At 38.7% G+C, this 20,045-nt stretch carries 11 protein-coding genes; 3 read left to right on the top strand and 8 right to left on the bottom strand.

The window, feature by feature from the left end; all coding sequences use genetic code 11:
• Positions 1-141: 141 nt before the first annotated feature.
• Positions 142-4,647 (bottom strand): translocation/assembly module TamB domain-containing protein, encoded by a 4,506-nt coding sequence (locus MMY79_RS06605; protein WP_252612610.1) that lies wholly within the window; start codon positions 4,645-4,647, stop codon positions 142-144.
• 26 nt (positions 4,648-4,673) lie between these two features.
• Entirely contained in the window at positions 4,674-7,406 is a 2,733-nt protein-coding gene (locus tag MMY79_RS06600) for an autotransporter assembly complex family protein (protein WP_252612609.1), read from the bottom strand.
• A 166-nt stretch (positions 7,407-7,572) separates the two neighbouring features.
• Between MMY79_RS06600 and MMY79_RS06595 the strand changes: the two genes are divergently transcribed.
• Complete coding sequence (locus MMY79_RS06595; RefSeq protein WP_252612608.1) at positions 7,573-8,895, top strand: MFS transporter; 1,323 nt, start codon at positions 7,573-7,575, stop codon at positions 8,893-8,895.
• A 3-nt stretch (positions 8,896-8,898) separates the two neighbouring features.
• A complete protein-coding gene (gene coq7 / locus MMY79_RS06590; protein ID WP_252612607.1) occupies positions 8,899-9,534 on the top strand; it encodes a 2-polyprenyl-3-methyl-6-methoxy-1,4-benzoquinone monooxygenase in 636 nt (211 codons plus the stop codon).
• A gap of 45 nt (positions 9,535-9,579) precedes the next feature.
• On the opposite strand, the gene MMY79_RS06585 is transcribed toward coq7, so the two are convergent.
• On the bottom strand, positions 9,580-10,128 hold the full coding sequence (locus MMY79_RS06585) for a DUF2799 domain-containing protein (RefSeq protein WP_132069234.1): 549 nt from the start codon (positions 10,126-10,128) through the stop codon (positions 9,580-9,582).
• A gap of 405 nt (positions 10,129-10,533) precedes the next feature.
• On the opposite strand from MMY79_RS06585, the gene MMY79_RS06580 reads away from it, so the two are divergent.
• Positions 10,534-11,958 (top strand): glutamine synthetase family protein, encoded by a 1,425-nt coding sequence (locus tag MMY79_RS06580; protein WP_252612606.1) that lies wholly within the window; start codon positions 10,534-10,536, stop codon positions 11,956-11,958.
• Between the two features lie 75 nt (positions 11,959-12,033).
• Here MMY79_RS06580 and MMY79_RS06575 read toward each other — a convergent pair whose 3' ends face one another.
• The 5 genes from MMY79_RS06575 to kdpA are packed head-to-tail and all read right to left on the bottom strand — an operon-like array spanning position 12,034 to position 19,831.
• Entirely contained in the window at positions 12,034-12,750 is a 717-nt protein-coding gene (locus MMY79_RS06575; protein WP_192454074.1) for a response regulator transcription factor, read from the bottom strand.
• 11 nt (positions 12,751-12,761) lie between these two features.
• The gene (locus MMY79_RS06570) at positions 12,762-15,416 is read right to left on the bottom strand and encodes a sensor histidine kinase KdpD (protein WP_252612605.1); all 2,655 of its coding nucleotides are present in this window, start codon (positions 15,414-15,416) and stop codon (positions 12,762-12,764) included.
• A gap of 38 nt (positions 15,417-15,454) precedes the next feature.
• Positions 15,455-16,060: a potassium-transporting ATPase subunit KdpC gene (gene kdpC, locus MMY79_RS06565; RefSeq protein WP_252612604.1), complete on the bottom strand. Its 606-nt coding sequence runs from the start codon at positions 16,058-16,060 to the stop codon at positions 15,455-15,457.
• Positions 16,061-16,073: 13 nt separating this feature from the next.
• A complete protein-coding gene (gene kdpB / locus MMY79_RS06560) occupies positions 16,074-18,113 on the bottom strand; it encodes a potassium-transporting ATPase subunit KdpB (RefSeq protein ID WP_252612603.1) in 2,040 nt (679 codons plus the stop codon).
• An 8-nt stretch (positions 18,114-18,121) separates the two neighbouring features.
• Positions 18,122-19,831, bottom strand: coding sequence for a potassium-transporting ATPase subunit KdpA (kdpA, locus tag MMY79_RS06555; protein WP_252612602.1), 1,710 nt, complete (start codon positions 19,829-19,831; stop codon positions 18,122-18,124).
• Positions 19,832-20,045: the final 214 nt, after the last annotated feature.

Here is a 20,045-nt window from a genome sequence, read left to right as displayed (position 1 = left end):
TAAATATTCAACTTTTTTAAATTCTATAGAAGTGCTTAAAATAAAAGCCCACTAAGAAGTGAGCTTTTATTCCGTTATTACTTGAGACTAATCAAATCATTATAGGTACTAGCATACTTTCTAATGTTTAATTTCCGTCTACTAGAAACGCCAATTGTAGAATAGATCGATCGCTCTTTCTAAAGACTGACTTGCTTCTAGATATAAACGTCGATTCATTTGATAACGTAAAGTCAGCTTGTTCACTGGAGTGAATACGCCAACACCATAACGAATAAATAGATCAGGTGTGATATAGCCCGTTAAGCTCACCTGTGTATCTTCACCCGTACCTTGTGCATCTAAAGCTAGGCCACTCAAACCGAAAGTACGTCCAATCTGGTTCGTTAAAGCACGTGTACCACCCAATCCCATACTAATCCCTGCGGCAGCAATGGTGTTATTTACATCGGACTTAAATCCTTCTGCATTACTTAAACCACTTGAACCTTCATTAATACGCCCCGTAACAAGTGCATTCAATGCTTCTTGCTCAGATAGTCCGGCATCATTGTAAACCTGAATGTTTGGCGATGTTGCAGTACCTGTAACACGTACTCCAACCATACTGCCCTGAACATTTTTGTTTGCATCGATATCTAAAGTTGGATTTGCCAATGGACCATTAAAACGCGCAATTGCTCGATTCAAATCTAGACTTTGTCCGTAGGCTTCGATTTTCACTTTTTGACTGACACCAATTGCCCCATTAGCTCTCATTGCAGTCTCGTAACCACGTTGACTTAAATTTAAACGACCAACTAACGGAATATTACTGTTAAAGCCTTGGAATATCACTTGGTTTCCAATATTAACAGCAATATCAGCTCGAATATCCCAAGGTTTAGCAGCTCGTAAAATTGCAAGCGGATCTTGGCCTTGTCGAACTATACGGACATCTGATGAAGTGTTAATGACCGGAGCAGTTGTTTCTGGCATTGAAATACGTGCACGAGGAACATCTACCGATCCTTTTAAGCTTAAACGCTTATCGAAAGGATACATATCAAGTGTAAGATTTGGATTAGCAATTGCAGTAATTAATGGAGCCTGACGTACAAGTAAATTATCACCTTTGAGGTTTAATTGAAGACGTGGCGAATCTTTCCATTCAAAACTACCTTTTAAAAGTCCTACACCTTGACCGCTGTTAAACGCGCCATCAATTGTTGCCATGTCCTGACGAATTGATGAGTAAACCTGAACATTCGTTAAATTAACGGGAAGCGAAATCATACTGATTGCGCCATTTTTCAAACGCATTTCACCAGTAAATTGTGGCTGAGTTAATGTACCATTGACTTTACCAGCCAAGGCTAAGGTTCCACTCAGTTTGCGGACATCTTGAATAAATGGTTTTAAGACTTTTAATTGAACATCATTAAATGCAACTTCACCATGCATTGGCATTGATGGCTGGAATGGATTGATAATGACGTTCGCATAACCTGTGCCAATATCAGGTGTTTTCACATCAACACGGAATAACAGCCCTTCAGATACACTTTTTGCAATAATACCTAACTCATCATAAGCCAGAGTAGTTGCAGGGTCTTGTGGATCTTCAGCAGCTAAACCAATTTCACCTTTGCGTGTAATTAAACGTGCATCAAGTTTTGGATTACCTCCATTAATCCACGCAGCCTTAGCATAACCGTTTAATTGCCCAGTCATCGCTAAGCCTTCTGGCATAAATGCCGCGAAGTCACTTAAATCCATGTTTTGAGTTACAAACGAAATATTACCGCGAGCCTTACTTACCCGTACTGGCTGATCAAAACAGAGCTGGCTATTCGCACTTTGCCAACAATGTTGGCCCACATATAGCTCAGATTTTGCAGAAGAATAAATCACTGGGGCATTTTGATTTTGGGCCAGACGAATACGTCTTGAATCAAAACTTCCTTTTTGAATTTGGCCTAACCAATCATTATTCTGGTTAAACCCACCTGCTAACTGAACATAGAACTTAGAAATACTATTATTGCCAAGTACTTTCAATAAATGCGCTTTTCTTGTTCCTGTTAAATTCACTTCAGCAGACTGAATTTGTCTATTTCCACTACGCAGATTATTTAATTTTGCGGTTAATTGAGTTGGTGTCGTTTCCGACGTTGGAAGTTCACCCTGAATACTCAACCTTTTCACGCTTACTAAAGTATTAAAAGCAAAATCATCTACGGCGATATTTGCAGTTGCTTTTAAACGTGGCTGTGATTGTACATTTAGATCACCGTAAGCTCGACCACGTAGCCCTGGATATAACTCGTAAAGTGCTGGTGCATTGAGCTTGATTTTTAGATTCTGTGCATTACCTGTCGCTTGTAGCTGATTCTGCCCATAGACTAAAAATAAATTATTTGCTTCAAACTGCTGAGGTAAAAAGCCTTTTTGATTAGAGTCCATCAATAAAGATAGATTACCCTTACCTCGAACAGGTTTATTATTTATAAAGCCAGCAAGGTTCAATTGCTGAATATTAATTCGTTTTAAATGGTCTGCCCAAACCCCTTGGGTTTTCAGATTACCTGAAATTTCGCCTTTTACCGCTGAGGTAAAATATTGAGGTTTAAAGCGTACTAATGAACTATTAATATCCCATGCAATCCGATCTTTTAGGTTTACAGAACCTGTCGCATAGATTTTTCCAGCGACGCCATCATGCTGTAACTGATTAATTCGAATAAAATCTGGTGTACCCGCTATAGAGAACTTCAATAAACCATTTGCCTGTTTTAGGGCTTTTAAAGACCCATCATAATTAACTGCAAAGCCTTTAAAGCCGCCACCAGCTTTTACATCATGGAATAATAATGCTGCGGTACTTTTCCCACCCAAACTTACAGTCTCTTGACCCGCTTGAGCTAATCGACCTGTTAAATCAATTTTCTCAAATTGAATAATTTGCTGGTTTGGTTTAGCAAAACCATTCGCTTTAATCGAACCATTTAAAAGATTAACAGGTGCTGCTGCATGAATACTTTGTGGATTAAAATCTTTTGCATTTAACAAAGCATTCCAAACCAACTGACGTTTTTCAGTCGGAAGCAACACTTTAGCCTGACCAGTTAAGCTACCTTTTTCAGCAGCAAAACTAAAATTGGGAACATTTAAAATATTATCTTTAACATTCAGATTAGCTAGATATTGCCCTGCTGGTAATAACGTTTTTTCATGCTGATATACTTTTGTAGCAACTTTAATATCTTGCTGACCATCACGTAACGTTAAATCGACCTGACCATTGTCACTGCTCAACCACCCAATATAAGGCATTGCGCGGTCTATTTTCGTCCAAGCTACATTCATAAACATTGGTTGAGGTTTATTATTTTTTTCAGGAGCCTGATTAAACTTAAGCTTCCAAGACTCGTAACGGTCAAAATCAACATTGGCAAATAATTCAGTACCTTTTTCCAAAGAACCAGTGGAAGCAACAGCAGCATCCAAACTTGGTGGTAAAAAGTCTTGTACAACTTGAGGAATAGCTTTGTCTTTAGGGTTAATATGGTCTAAACGGCCTTTGATATCCCAAGTCACATGATCTTTCCAGCTGACTAAACCTTTCAGGTTAACAGCGCCTTTCATAACTTGGCCATTAAAATCAGTGATATTCAACTGATGAACCAAGTCAGTATTCATTAAAGCGTTGTATTGACCTTCAGGTAAATTCTCACCCTTTAAATCTGTATCAACTGCCAAGTTAAGTTGTTTAATATCACCTTGAAATTTGATTACACCATTTTTTGCAAATAATTTTTGTTCAACCAATAAAGGTAAGTGATAATTTTTTAGTAATAACTCACCTTGCATTGGAACTTCATCACGAACAGGATGCAATACCGCCCAACCCGTTAACAAATCGGGAGTTGTTGTTGCAACACCAGCTTTTAAAGTATCTAAACTTCCGCGTGCTACAACTTTAATATTTTGAATATTTAAACTTTTTAAAGATGGGATTCTTAAATCTGCTGTAGCATCTAATGGATATTTACCACTGAAATCCATTTTTCCTGTGGCATTGTGGACTGAAAGATAGCCCATATCCATACTGGATTTTTCAAATTCCAGTTTAGTTTCTGACCAAAGTGCATCTTGCAAATGGACGTCATGAAAACTTACATCTGAGGTTGCTAGCTTAATTTCTAAATGATCAACATCGGCTTCATCAATACGTAGAAAAAATGGCAACTTAATAGGCTTAAATTCGAAGGCTTTACCAGACGGCGGAGTTTTATTAATAATACGTAAATTACGCACATCTGCATGGCTTAAATGTACTTCTTTTTCTAATAATAAAGAGCGCCAACCTAAGCCTACGTCAGCTCTGTCTAATGAAACGTCAACTTCCGTTAATTGCACCAAAACATTCTTAAGAATAATTCCGCGCAGTAAGTTTCCGCCTTCGTATTCATATTTAATTATTTTCTGAGCTTCTAAAACCCGATCTAATAAAAAACGGCTTCCGCGATCTGTTGACATCATGATCACTAACGAAGACGCTAATAATAAAAATATGATCAATATCGTCAGCACGAAACTACGCAAAATGCGCCGCTTCTTAGGTGAACGAGGTGCCGAAGTTGGCTGCTGTTCTACATCCGCCATAAAATAAACCTAATAAAATTTTATTTTTAAAGTTGTGGGCCTATAAAGAAATGTAAACGAATCGGATGGTTTTCATCTGAAATACCCGAAGCGACATCTAAACGGATTGGACCGATTGGAGACTTCCAGCGAATTCCCACCCCAACGCTATAAGCTGCTGGATTACTAAAGTCTTTATCATAGGCATTACCAAAGTCAGAGAAAACAGCAGCTCGCCAACCGTCCTTAAACTGATAGTTATATTCTAAAGAACCTACAGCCAAAGCTTGTCCACCAATTTTATATCCATCTACTTCCGGAGAAAGACTCTTATAGTCAAAGCCACGAATTGTTTGGTCACCACCGGTAAAGAATCTAAGATTGTACGGAACTTTGTCAAAATCATCGGTAAAAATGTAGCTAAGGTCAGATCTTCCAACGAATTGATGATCATCATTTTCACCCAGAGAATAAATAAATCTCCAACCCGCACTTGCAATTGCCATATTGGCATCGGACAGTAAACTCTCGCTACCTAATTCTACCTTATAGGTTTGTTTAAAAGCTTTCGTTGGGTTTAAACGTGTATTACTTGAGGTTTTAGAGGTCTCATAACTAAATAATAGTGCTTCTTGCTCTGATGCTGCAGTTTTAAAAGCATCTGGTAACTCAGAAATATCAACATTACCCTGTTGGGTCAAACGGTCTAAACGATAACGGACACCAAAAGTATGTTGCCAGTTACCTAACGGACGTTTAATGATTCGTTCACCACCAACAACAGCGGATTCAGTAAGCAAACTTACATCTGGACCAATATCATCACGCGTTTCACGCTCATAACCGCCCACAATGTTAAAGTAGTCATTCAACGGGTGTTTGTAGGGAATACTATATCGGCCATCAATAGATTGACGAATTTGCGAGACTTCCAAGTTAGCATCGAAAGAATGACCATATTTATTCACAATAGAGCGGCGATACTGACTACGTAAACGTGCACCTGTATCGGTCCCATAACCAATACCCGTTTCTAAACTATTTAGCCTATCTGCGTTTAAAGTCACAATGACTGGAATTCTTTTCGTTTCACGTGCTTGAGCTTGTAAACGATCTTGTTCAGTTTCTTGTTCCGCCTGCTGAACTGACGCACTTTGCAACATTGCTGTTTGAGGTTCTGCTTCTTTTGTTTTTTGTGTTCCTGCAAACTGTTTTTCATCTGCTACGTTTTGCGTAACTTCTTTATTAGATGTAGCGAATTGACGTGCTTTAGCAAGTTGTCTTTCTTCGGGTGAAAGTAAATTAGACTCATCCACATCGATATTTTGCTCATCGACTAAAGCCTGCAAATCTGGCGGTAGCTCAAGTGGTTTTTCAATTGGATCGGGTTTGATGCTATCAACTAAGGTGTAGTTAAAATAACGCGAGTTAGTTAGGTTATTTGCTAAAGTATTTACACGCCAAAATGCATAGTCATCACCTTCTTTCCAAGGGGCCATACTTTCTAAAATATTTTGGTTCAAAGGCAAGGGTTTCGATGGATCGCTCATGCGAAACTCAACCTTATCTAATTTGTAGCGCTCACCTGTTTCATAGCGCAAATTGATATCAGCCTTGTTTTCTGGCTGACTCACTTTCACATCATGCAGTCGCCAAAAAGCATCAAAATAACCGTTATCAGTGGCTGCATTAACGATTCGGGTTTTCGTGGTTTCATATAAACCATGGTTAAAGATATCACCCACATCTTGATCAGGAATTAAGCGAATAACCTGAAACTGAGCTTGTTTTTCACCAGCACCAGTAAATTCGATATTTTGCTCATTAATTCGTACAGGTTCATTTGGTGTAACCTTAACGCGAACTCGGCTCGGACTTAATTTTTCAAATTTAAACTCAGCATTATAATAACCCACTGCTTGCGCAGCCTGATTACTTAGCGTTCTGAGCTGAGGTAAAGCGGCATTAAAATCTTCAAATGATTCTTGGGTAAATGTTGATAACTTACCTTTAATATTTTTAGCCAGCACATCTGAAGCACCGTCCACATCCGCACTAATACGTGGCACTTGTTCCATCGGAATTGCACGTGGTGGACGTACTTTATTTAAAATACGTTTAAAGAAACCAGCTTGCTCAGGTGGCTGTTCAGCCTCCGGAGTTAATTCAGGTAAAGTTTTTCCAGTTTCATTGGCTTCGACTACAATCTGGCTATCAGATTTAATCTCTTGCATAAGCTGATCAATATTTACAGGTGCTTGATTAATCTGATTAAGTTCAGACTGAGTTGCATCATTGACTGTAACTTCGGGTAGTCTTTGAGTACCATTTTGGAAGTTTTGTGCTTCACTTTTAGCTTCTTCAGCGACTTTATAAATTTCATTTGCCATGTTTTGGTCAACAGGCAAGTCAGGCAAATCCTCAAGATTATCAAGTGCGATTGGCTTAAATTCGTCAATTTGATTTGGAAATTGTTCTTGTTGTTGCAATATAGCCAAGCTATCTTGTTGCTGCTGCGCTTGAGTCACAAGTGTAGCAATATCTGTTATGGGAGCAGTTGTTTGCTGACTCACTGGAACTAATTGTTCAGTTGATGCATCAGGCACGGTCTGATTTAAAGTTGAAGAGTTACTCTCAACAGAGGTTTGAGCAAAGCTTGGCGTTACACAAACCGTTAACAACAAGCTGCTACAAATAAGTTTAGGAATCCCCTGCATTTTTAAAATTAAATGCATAGAATGAGAGAGAGTTGACTGTTTAAACTTAATTTTAGAAGGCATAGAAAACTCTAGACTTATTTTTTAATAAAACGCACCAAGGTAAGTGTAAAACTCACTCAAAACCATTGATTTTTCATTTAATCAAGCGTTAAAAATATCATACATGGTTTTAGATGCAAATTAACACTCGGTCACATTTTTTTATAAAACACAATGAAGTTTGCACATGATGAAACAAGATGAGCACCTGATGACATCACGTCGGTTCGTACCGATGTTTTTTACCCAGTTTTTTGGCGCATTAAATGATAACGTTTTTAAGCAAGCTTTATTATTAGTGATTACTTATGGCTTGATTCAGCAGCAATCTGCTCCTGTAAGTACCCTTAATAATTTGGCAGCTCTCTTGTTTATTTTGCCCTATTTCTTTTTTTCGGCAACTGCCGGACAAATTGCAGATAAATATGAGCGCTCACAACTCGTCCGCGGCATAAAAATTTTAGAAATTATTATTATGCTCATTGGATCTGCCGGTTTTTTATTGGGGCACTTATGGTTGCTTCTTCTTGCTTTATTCTTAATGGGAACACATTCAACATTCTTTGGCCCCATCAAATACGCTATTTTGCCTGAAATTTTAAAACCGCAAGAATTAATGTCTGGTAATGCTCTGTTTCAGTCAGGCACTTCAATGGCAATTTTATTCGGGATGATTTTAGGTGGCGCTGTAATTGCATCCTCACATGGGAACTTATTGTGGATTAGTCTTACTGTTGTAATTATTGCTTGCATTGGCTATTTATGTAGCCGCTTCATTTTGCCACAGAAAGTTGCTGCTCCCGATTTAAAGATTGACTGGAATTTCATTCGTACAAGTTTTCAAACGATTAAATATGCCAAAAGCTTACCTTTAGTATTCACCATTTTGTTAGGTAACTCGTGGTACTGGTTTTATGGTGCTACTTATTTAACGCAAATTCCACAGCTCACCCAACAAAATCTGCATGCATCAGAAAATGTGGTTAGCCTTTTGCTTACTTTCTTTTCAGTCGGTATTGGGGTCGGGTCTCTTCTTTGCCGTAAAATTGGCGGCTCAGAAATTAATATTAAAATGGTACCAATTGGTGCGATTGGCCTTACCCTTTTTGCGCTTTACCTTGCCGCGAGTTTAGCTTTTGTACCCGAAAGAACTGGTGCATTACTCACGTTAAAAGATATTTTTACTCAAGGCTGGGTTTACTATCATGTCATGTTAGCGGTGACTTTACTGGGGATTAGCGGCGGTTTTTATATTGTTCCTTTATATGCCATGATGCAGGCTTATTCACCACGTTCACATCGCGCTCGTGTTGTAGCAGCAAACAACATTTTAAATGCCGTTTTTATGGTTTCATCTGCAATTTTTTCAATCTTAATCTTAAGTGTTTTAAAAATTGATATTAAAATACTATTTATTATTACAGCTGTACTTAGTGCAATCTTTAGTATTTGGCTTCTAGCACGTCTAAAACCAATGCTTGCCACAGCACATCTTTCTTTGGAGGACTAATTTATGCGCCACTATACTGGAATTGATCAGCTTATTAACTCTTTTGATCAAGCATTACGTAGTCTTGTTCCGGGTGCAACCGCAGCACAGCGCCAAAATCCGGCCGAATCGGTTGAAGCAAAACTAGGAGTAGAAGATGCTCGCCATGTCGCAGGCTTAATGCGTGTTAACCATAGTGGTGAAGTATGCGCACAAGCCCTTTATCATGGACAAGCATTAACGGCGAAATTGCCAAATGTACGCCAAGAAATGCAACAAGCTGCAATTGAAGAACAAGATCATTTAGCGTGGTGTGAAGTTCGTTTAAAAGAGCTAAATAGTCATACTAGTTTATTAAACCCAATTTGGTATGGGCTTTCATATGGTATGGGTGCTCTTGCCGGCATTGCAGGTGACAAATATAGCTTAGGTTTTGTTGCAGAAACTGAACGTCAGGTCAGCCTTCATTTACAAGATCATTTAAACCAGTTACCTGCTCAAGATGATCGTTCTCGTAAAATTTTAGAGCAAATGAATGAAGATGAATTACATCATCGCCATACAGCGCTTGAAGCAGGCGGTGTTGAATTACCATATGCTGTAAAAATTACGATGACTGCTATTTCAAAGTTAATGACAAAAACTAGTTATTATCTTTAAGATAAAAAAGGATTGATCTAATTCGGATCAATCCTTTTTTAAATATTATTTTAAGCCATGATCATATTTGAAACGTTCAATATCTCGAATTGAGTTCCAATAGTTTCGATTAATACGGTCACGATCAATTTGTAATTCTTTTAAAAGTTTACGATAACGTTCACGCTCTTCTGGCTTTAACTTTTCGTTATAAGCACTGTCAGAATATTGCTTAAACTTTTCGTCATAACGGTCATATTCATTTTTTGCATTATAGTAATCAGAAGCTGCCTGATAATAAGGTCTTAAACGATTGCGCTGCTCGACTGGGCACACATTGATATTGCCACTACCCTCTAAAGCACTATAAAAAATATTTGTTGGCTGGCAATAATACCCTAAACCTTCTTTATACCCGCGTTCGTATGACTTTTGATCTGGAACAATATTGGCTTTTCCACACGCTTTGTAATATTGATCTAAACGTGGCGACGAACCTTTTGAACCATCTTTCTCACCCACTAATGACCAATTCGCAGTCTTACATTCTTCTACGCTCATTGCAGCACAACCTGAAAGGCTGATTGCTAAAATGGCTAAACCAATATTTTTCATATTAAGATAACTCAAAAATAAAATTCAAAACCGCAAAAATAAAATTCCAGTAAATACTCTAAAAGGTCTTGCTCTATTCAAGACTTCAAAAATAAGTGTCTCACTGGATAAGCCTTTAAGTTTAAATCAGTTTGATCATCTCACCAACTTGAAAGGTCATAATTCCTAATATTGTTTAATTTAAAAAATCAAATTCGAAGAAATTTGCTCACTCTTAGACTGCCCTTAGACATTAATTTTACTTAATTTTTTCACTATAAAAACCTAAACTAACTACATAATTTTTAATATAAATAATTAAAAAATCCCAAAAATTAATCTTTAATCATTTTACCCTTTTTTTACGCGATTAACTTCACAGGCTACGGTAGGATTTTAGCTAAATAGCCACCAAGGTTTTTTATAATGAGTACTCATATTTACCCAAGTTTAAACTTACAAAATCCTCACTTTAAACCTTTTAAAATCTCGGATGATTTTATTCCATCGATACAAGCTCACATTTTCGACTCAGAACTTTTTTTAAAAGAGGTGGATGAATATTTAAATTTATATCCAAATACCCAACACATTGATATTTGTCTGCACGACTTAAACGGACATATTCGTGGTAAACGGATTGATGTTAAAAGTTTAAAGAATCTCTCTAATGGGTGCTATTTTCCACTTTCTGTGTACGCTATGAGCCTAGATGGAAAAGTGATTGAAGAGACAGGTTTAGGAAAATATATTGGTGAACCAGACAGACTTTGCCTACCCATTTTAGGCAGCTTGCAACCCAGTGCATTATCTCCTGAATTGAATGCCCAGCTTTACCTATCCATGCAAGAAGAAAATGGTTCAGATTGTCATTATGAACCACGCAATATATTAAAAAAATTATTAAATCAGTTACAGGCTACCAATTATTTTCCTGTTATGGCTGCCGAACTAGAGTTTTATCTTTTCTCACCTCAGCATCCGTCTGAAACCAGCATAGAAAACCAATGTTTCGATATAGATGCACCGAATAACTATCAGCAAGTCCTAGATGAAGTTGAGAAAGCAGCCCTACTACAATCTATTGAAATTACCGCTATTGTTGCAGAGTCATCTCCTGGACAATATGAATTAAACCTCCAACATAGCCATGATATTTTAAAGCTCTGCGATCAAATTAATGCTTTAAAAAGAATTGTAAAGCAAGTTGCAAGAAAGCATGACTTAACTGCTTGTTTCATGGCGAAACCGAACTTGGCAAAAGCCGGAAGTGGCATGCATTTTCATATGAGTCTACTTAATCAATACCATGAAAATATATTTAGTTCAGCAGAAGCAAAAGATGAGCTGTCAGTCAAATTACTAAACGCGATTAGCGGACTCATTGAGTTAATGCCTGCATCTATGGCGATTTTAGCGCCTAATATTAATTCTTATAGACGTTTTAAAATTGGTCATCATGTGCCACTAGAAGCAAATTGGGATACCAATAATCGTAATGTCGCAATTCGCATTCCATGCTCAGATCTACAAAATCAACGTTTAGAATATCGGGTTGCTGGAGCCGACTGTAACCCCTATCTGGTTGCAGCGACTATTTTAGCTGGTGTGTCTTACGGCTTATCTCATAAATTACCGCTACCAAAACCTGCACATCTTTTAAAATTTCCAGACGAACACATTTTATTAGCTAACAACCAACCAGAAGCCTTAAAAATATTTAAAGGAAGTCTTATTTTAAAAGGATATTTAGGAGCTGACTTTGTAGAGCATTGGTACACAGTGAAACAGGCTGAATATCAAAATATTTACAGCCAAATGACTGAAGCAGAACAACATTGGGATATTTAAATAAAAAAAGCTAAAAGATATAAACCACTTTGCAATCCCTTAGGGAGACATTCCCTAAGGTTTTTTTATACCTCATTAATGATTTTTCTGTTGTGCTAAAAAACGTAATCCAACACCAGGTTCAGTAGCAATATAGCGTGGTTGAATCGCGTTATCTCCCAATTTACTACGTAGTTTACCCACCAAAATACGTAAATAGTGAGTATCTTCCTGATGGGTTGGCCCCCAAAGTTCTTTTAAAAGCTGTGGCTGTGTTAAAAGCTGTCCTTGATAGCGCATTAATAGTGTCAAAAGTTGAAATTCTTTTCGAGTTAAAGTAATTGGCTGTTGCTCAACCCAAACTAAACGTTGCGTGACATCAACTTTAAGATAGCCATCGTCATACACATGAGCTTCTTGCTGAATCGGTTGGTTCCTTAGAATGACACGTATGCGCGCCAAAAGCTCTTGCACACTAAAAGGCTTGGTCATGTAATCATTTGCGCCAGCATCGAGCAGAGCAACTTTTTCATATTCATCAGCCCGTACAGATAACACAATAACAGGCACATTCGACCAGCTACGTAACTCTTGAAGCACTTCTTTCCCGTCTAAATCGGGTAGGCCTAGATCTAGAATAACCAAGTCAGCACCTTGGGTTGCCAAAGCTTCCAGACCTTTGTATCCAGTCTCACAGAGCGTGGTCTTATATTTTTGTGTTCTTAAGGCAATATCTAAAAATTTACGGATTTGAGGCTCATCATCAATAATCACAATACGTGTTTCTACAGGCGATGTTTCTGAAGTTATCATGACTTTACAACTTATTCTTTTACGGGATGAATGGGTAATCTGATTTGAATTAAAGTACCTTTATTTTGGCGTCCTGAAAATGCTTCAATTGTACCCATATGAGCACCAATAATTGCCTTAACAATCGTTAGCCCTAAACCTGTACCAAATTTTCCACGGTCTCCGCGCTCCATGGTGTAAAACATATCAAAAATACGGTTTCTTTCATCTTCAGGAATTCCTGCACCTCTATCTTCAATTTCTATTTTCACTTCATCTTCAGACAACAGAGAAGCTCGAATCATGACTGATTCATCTGGAGGTGAAAAGTTTGCCGCATTTTCTAAAACATTAAAAATGGCTTGCTCTACCAGTGCTGGGTGTACATATAAACTAATCGTTTGTTCAGGTAACTCAACCGACACTTGAGTATCTGGTTTATAGCGCTTTAAACGGCGGGTTGCAGAACCAATTAATTCATCCACACCAATCCAGTCTCTTTTTAAAGATAGACCTTCATGCCCTAAACGTGTCATATCAAGTAGGTTTTGAATATAACGGTCTAAGCGTTCGCCCTCTAAATGAATGGTTTCGAGTAAATCCTGTTGATCTTGTTCTGACATATCAGCTTTAAAATGGGCAAGTGTGTCTGCTGCGCCAATAATAGAAGCAAGTGGCGAGCGTAAATCATGTGATACTGAAGATAATAAAGCCGAACGTAATCGCTCTGTTTCACTGGTGACTTTTGCTTGTTCAAGCTCATTGACCAATTGGGTGCGAAGTGCCGCTTGTGCAATATACTCAATTACACTTTCCGTCAGTTTCTTTTGCTCAAAATTTAGAGAAACCACTTCATCTTTAAAGTAAATTCCCACAATACCTAAGCTATTTTTCTGCTCTAAAAGAGGTAAAAACCACCAGTTTGACTGACTGAGTGTATCGGTAAAACGTCCACATGGTTGTTGATGTTTTAAGCACCAATCTGCTGCGACTTTTTCTTTATCGTTTAGCTCTATATCAGATGAAATGACTCTATCTTGAATAGAAATCCACACCTTAGTTTGAAGTTGGGTTTCTAAAGTCATTCGTCCCGTTTGCATAACTTCTTCAAGATTTACTGCACTAGAAAGTTTACGTGCTAAGTCTTGCATTACCGTAGTGTAAGCATTTGCTGCTTTTAAGGATAAAACCTGCTGACGTAATTGAGAGGCCAAACGTCCAGCAATTAAAGCTGCCGCAAAAAAAGCAACAACAGTGACCACGCCTTGGTGTGCTGAAATTTGTAAGGTAAAACGTGGGGCAATAAAGAAAAAATTATAGGCTAAGAAACAGATTAAGGCTGCGACTACAGCAGCGAGCATTCGAGTTTTGGTTGCTACAATTAAAACTGAAATAATGAAAATGACAGAAAAATCTTCAATACCTAAGAGAACTTCGGCAAAGTGAGCTATAAAAATACTTGCACATGTAACCGCTAGAACAAAAATACTTTCTTTTAATGATAAAAATGATGGCTTTTCAATCTGATTGATCTTTTTAGTACCCTGTTCTGGATGCAAAATAGTTAAAGCAATCGAGTTTTGTTGATTTAATAATTGTTGAGCTAAATTTTTCTTAAATAACTTTAGCCACCACGGTGAAATACTTTTGCCAATAACTAGATTGGAAATTCCCCGATCAACCGCGACATCCATTAAAACAGATGCAATTCGATGCCCATATAAAACTTCTGTTCGACCACCGAGTTGCCGAGCCAGCTCAAACGCCCGATCAATCTCGATATATTCTTTTTTATATGAATTTACTAAACTCTGACCAAGATCCAAGCTTTTAGCAACATTCACTACCGTCCACGTAGCTCCATTACGTTCTGCTAAACGACAACCTGCTCGTACTAAATACTCAGAAGAACCTTGTCCGTCTATCGCAATCATTAATTCATTTTGCAGTGATATAGATTTCAAACCTTTAGAGGCATAACTCTCTTTTAAATCTGAATCGACATGCTCAGCAACGCATTGCATTGCGAGTTCACGTAATGCTGTTAAATTTGAAATGCTAAAAAAGCCTTGTAATGCCAGATTGGCTTGCTCTGGTACATAGACTTTTCCCTGATGAAGCCTTTCAATGAGTTCACTGACGGGTAAATCAATTAAGCGAATGTCTCGAATACGATCAAACACACGATCTGGTACCGTTTCATTTACTCGAATCCCCGTAATCTGATAGACCACATCATTTAGGCTTTCTAAATGCTGGATATTAATGGTGGTAAATACATCAATACCTGCATCGAGCAACTCATTAACATCTTGCCATCGTCGTTCATGACGACTATTTGGGACGTTACGATGAGCTAACTCATCAACCAACACAATTTCTGGATGCCTTAGCAAAATAGCATCTAGATCCATTTCGTCTAAAGTATGCCCCTGATATTGCATTTCCTTTCTAGCAATTTCAGGTAATCCTTCCAAGATTTTTAGGGTTTCTATTCTTCCGTGGGTTTCAACAATACCAACAACAACATCTGTTCCCTGTTGAAATAACTCTTTGGCGCGTGCGAGCATGGCATAGGTTTTTCCAACACCCGGCGCCGCCCCTAAAAAGACCGTTAGTCGACCGGCTTGATATCTGTTGACATGATTTAATAAGGCCTCAGCCTGATTTTCGCGATTGCTATGCACTTGATATCATCCGGTAAACTAACAATTTTATTTTTAAGTTAATGTGTAGATTGTAATTGATCTAAAGCAATATTGAGTTCTAATACATTAACACGAGCTTGCCCCAATACACCAAACTGCATCGATTCAATATGCTTTTGCAAAAGCTCTTCCACAACCTTCGGGTCTAAATGACGAGCTTGAGCCACTCGAGTAACCTGTAACTGAGCAGATTCAGGACTAATATGCGGATCTATACCACTCCCAGATTTAGTCACCAAATCACTTGGAATAGGTGTATTCCCTGTATGATCCTGTTTTTTTACCGCGAGAATCTGAGCATCGATTTGTTTTTTTAGCTCAGGATTAGTACGCGCTAAGTTTGTACCTGCCATAGCCATCGGGTCATAAGCAACTGCTGAAGGGCGTGGATGAAAATAAGCCTCTCCAACAAATGGCTGAGCGACTAATTTTGACCCTAAAGTTTTATGGTCTATTTCAATCAAACTACCATTGGCCTGATTATTAAATAAAACTTGTCCAGCACCTGTAGCGATAGCACTATAAACAGCACCACAACCCACCAGAGTAAAAATTAATAATCCTAAAGATGCTCTTAAGGTCTGACCCCAATTTGCTTCTGAATTTTGTACATAAGTTTTCATTTCAAACTCCAGATTACAAACCAAATAATTGAACAATCACTACATCAATCGCTTTAATGGCAATAAATGGTAGAACCACACCACCCACACCATAAATCAACATATTTCGACGTAGTAACTGAGTTGCCGTTGAGGGTTTAAATTTCACGCCTCGTAGTGCGATTGGAATTAATAACGGGATAATAATCGCGTTAAAAATTAATGCAGATAAAATCGCGCTGCTTGGACTTGCTAAGTGCATTACATTCAATACTTGCATTTGTGGAATCGCAGCAGCGAACAATGCAGGCAAGATGGCAAAGTATTTAGAGACGTCGTTTGCTAACGAAAATGTTGTTAAAGCACCACGCGTGATCAGCTGCTGCTTCCCAATCTCAACCACAGCGAGTAGTTTGGTTGGGTCAGAGTCTAAATCAACCATGTTGCCGGCTTCTTTTGCAGCCTGTGTACCCGAGTTCATGGCTAAACCGATATCGGCTTGTGCTAATGCTGGTGCATCGTTGGTGCCATCACCAACCATCGCAACTAAACGACCTTGTTGTTGTTCGGTTCGAATACAAGCCAATTTGTCTTCTGGTTTCGCTTCGGCAATATAGTCATCTACACCAGCTTCAGCAGCAATCGCAGCAGCAGTTAATGGGTTATCGCCTGTGACCATGACAGTTTTGATACCCATTTCTCTTAAACGTGCAAAACGTTCTTTAATGCCGTGTTTAATTACATCTGAGAGTTCGATGACACCCAATACATGATGTTGATTTGCGACAACCAATGGTGTTGCCCCTTTTTTAGCAACTTGTTCAACACGTGCTTTTAACTCTAAATCTTGAGAATAATCTTCATCTACAAACTTCAAGATCGCATCTAAAGCGCCTTTACGAATTTGGTCACCATTCGGTAAATTCACACCAGAAATTCGAGTCGAAGCACTAAAAGAGATAAATTCGGCTTGCTCAGGTTCTTGCTGTTTTAAACCTTGCTCTTTTGCTAATTTAACAATCGATTTCCCTTCCGGTGTTGGGTCGGCAAGTGAACTTACCCAAGCAGCTGCTCTTAATTCAGACTCGGTTACCGAAGTTAAAGGATAAAAAGAAGTCGCTTGGCGGTCACCATAAGTAATGGTTCCTGTTTTATCCAGTAACAGCACATCAATGTCACCCGCAACTTCTACAGCTTTACCTGATTTCGCCAGAACATTGGCTTTGAGTGCACGGTTCATACCCGCAATCCCAATCGCAGGTAATAAGCCACCAATCGTTGTTGGAATCAAACAGACCAATAACGCCACGAGCACAACTGGATCAAGTTCAATATGCAAATACTTGGCAATAAATGGCAGGCTAATCACGACAATTAAAAACGTGATTGTCATCACCATTAATAAGAAACCAAGCGCAATCTCATTCGGAGTTTTCTGGCGATTTGAGCCTTCAACCAAAGCAATCATACGATCTAAGAAACTTTGACCAGATTCAGCAGTCACTTGCACAACAATACGATCTGTAAGTACTTTGGTTCCACCAATAACACCTGAACGGTCTGTTCCAGCTTCACGTAGCACAGGTGCTGACTCACCTGTAACAGCCGACTCATTAATAGTGGCAAAGCCTTCTACAATCTCACCATCGGCTGGAACAAGCTCACCTGCATGTACTTCAATAAAATCATTTAAATGAAGTTCAGTAGCTGCAACTTGAGTCGCTTGACGGTCTGTCAAAGAGTTGAGTCTTCGAGCCGTTAAATTTTCTCTTGCTGCACGTAATGAAGATGCCTGCCCGCGACCTCTGGCTTCTGCAACCGCTTCAGCATAGTTGGCAAATAAAATGGTAATAAACAGAATTACTGTAACCGCGAAACCAAATAACAGCGTGGTGTAACCCAAGACTGTACTCATTGCAGTAACGACTGTTCCAAGCCATACGATTGCCATTACTGGGTTTTTAATTGCATGCTGCGGTAGCAGTTTCACAAATGCATTTTTCCAAACTTCAAAATTTGGCACTGCCATGGTTTGTTTATGACTATTTACATGAGTTTGTGTATTCATTTTCACTCGCCTCCTTAGCCTTTAACCAACAAAAGTTGATCGGCAATTGGCCCAAGGACAAGAACTGGCATAAATTGTAATAAGGTAAGCAACACAACAATCGTAATCAACGTTAAAGCAAAGGTTGGAGTTTCAACTTGAAGACTACCTGCTGTTTCGGGTGCTTTTCTTTTTGCTGCTAAACGTGTCGCAATCATTAATGGCAAAATTAAAGTCGGGAAACGTCCTAACAATAGAGCAATACTACAAGTGACATTCCACCATACAGTGTTGTCTCCAAGACCTTCAAAACCTGAACCATTGTTGGCAAATGCAGAGACATATTCGTAAAACACTTGGCTAATACCATGTGGCCCCGGATTACTAATTCCAGATATGCCTGGAACGCTGAGGCTTAATGCGGTAAATGCAAGAATGACTAAAGGTTGAATCAAGATAATAATCGCGAGCAACTTAATTTCTGCTGCTTCAATCTTGCGCCCAAACAATTCAGGGGTACGACCTGTCATTAAACCTGCAATAAATACTGCAAGTAACAGATAAATCATAAACTGTTGCAGGCCACAGCCCACACCACCCCAAATTGCATTAATCAACATGTTGATGAGTTCAACCAGCCCAGTAAGCGGCGCAGAAGAATCATGCATCATATTGACCGAACCATTATTCACCTGTGTAGTGATCGCTGCCCAAACTGCTGATGCGGCTGGTCCAAAACGTTGTTCTTTACCTTCCATTACAGCAAGTTGAGATGCTGTCGATGACATACTCTCAGACCAGACAGCCGCTGCACCTGAAATAATCGACATGAAAAGCATGCTACCAAACACAAAGTAGGCAAACTTTTTACGCTGGGTAAAATGTCCCACCATAAAAATCACGGTAAGTGGAATGAGTAATATTGCAATCATTTCTAATAAATTAGAAAGCGGTGTTGGATTTTCTAAAGGCACACTACTATTTGGACCATACCAACCACCACCATTACTACCCAATTGCTTAATCGCTACCATTGGAGCAACTGGCCCTAAAGGAATTTTTTGAGTTTGAACTGTATTGGCTTTATCAATCAGCTGTACTTCTGGCCCGCCTTGGAAAGTCGCTGGTACGCCTTGACTATTGAGCAATAAAGACCAGACAAAACAGAGAGGAAGCAAGAATCGGACTGTAGGGCGAATTACATCTGCCCAATAATTACCAATTAAAATTTGATCTGGCTGCTCGGCAACATCGGCTGCAATATGGCTTGGGCGCTGATAAAAGAAAGCTCTTAAGGTCGCGACAACTAAAGCCAGCCCCATCATTGGAGTAATGACTTGCAAACCTACAATACCTGTCATTTGCGACAAATAAGATAACTGAGCTTGGCCAGAATAATGCTGTTGATTGGTATTAGTTAAAAATGAAATAACCGTGTGTAATGCTAAATCCCAACTCATATTTGGCGCATGATTTGGATTTAATGGTAGCCAAGCTTGCGTCATAAAAATAGCAAAAACGGCCACAGCTAGAAAAACACAGCTAACAACAAATGCTAGAGAATATTGTTTCCAGTTCATTTGTTGTTGTGGAGATATACCTAACAAGCGATAAACAGGATTTTCAATCCAGCGAAATAATCCATCACCCACCATTGGCTGATTTGTCATCACTTTGGATAGATATTTACCGAGGCACCATGCTAAAAAAATAGCAATAAATAAAACAAGTATAAGTTCTAACATGGCTATTCTCCTCTATACCCCTTGGCTTGATTTGCCAAACGGGAAATAAGGAGAGATGAAGAAATATCATTTATTTTAAGTCCGCATAAGACAATGCCAGACTGATGCAAGATGCGCATTTGAGAATTTATAAGCATCTTTATTGTCCTGAAATAACACTAATTTAGTGAATTTCAGTATGGATAAAATGCCCGTAAATTCTCTATTGAGGAAA

The organism is Acinetobacter sp. XS-4 (assembly GCF_023920705.1).
Taxonomy (GTDB): Bacteria; Pseudomonadota; Gammaproteobacteria; order Pseudomonadales; family Moraxellaceae; genus Acinetobacter.
This window is presented reverse-complemented; position numbering and strand designations above follow the sequence as displayed.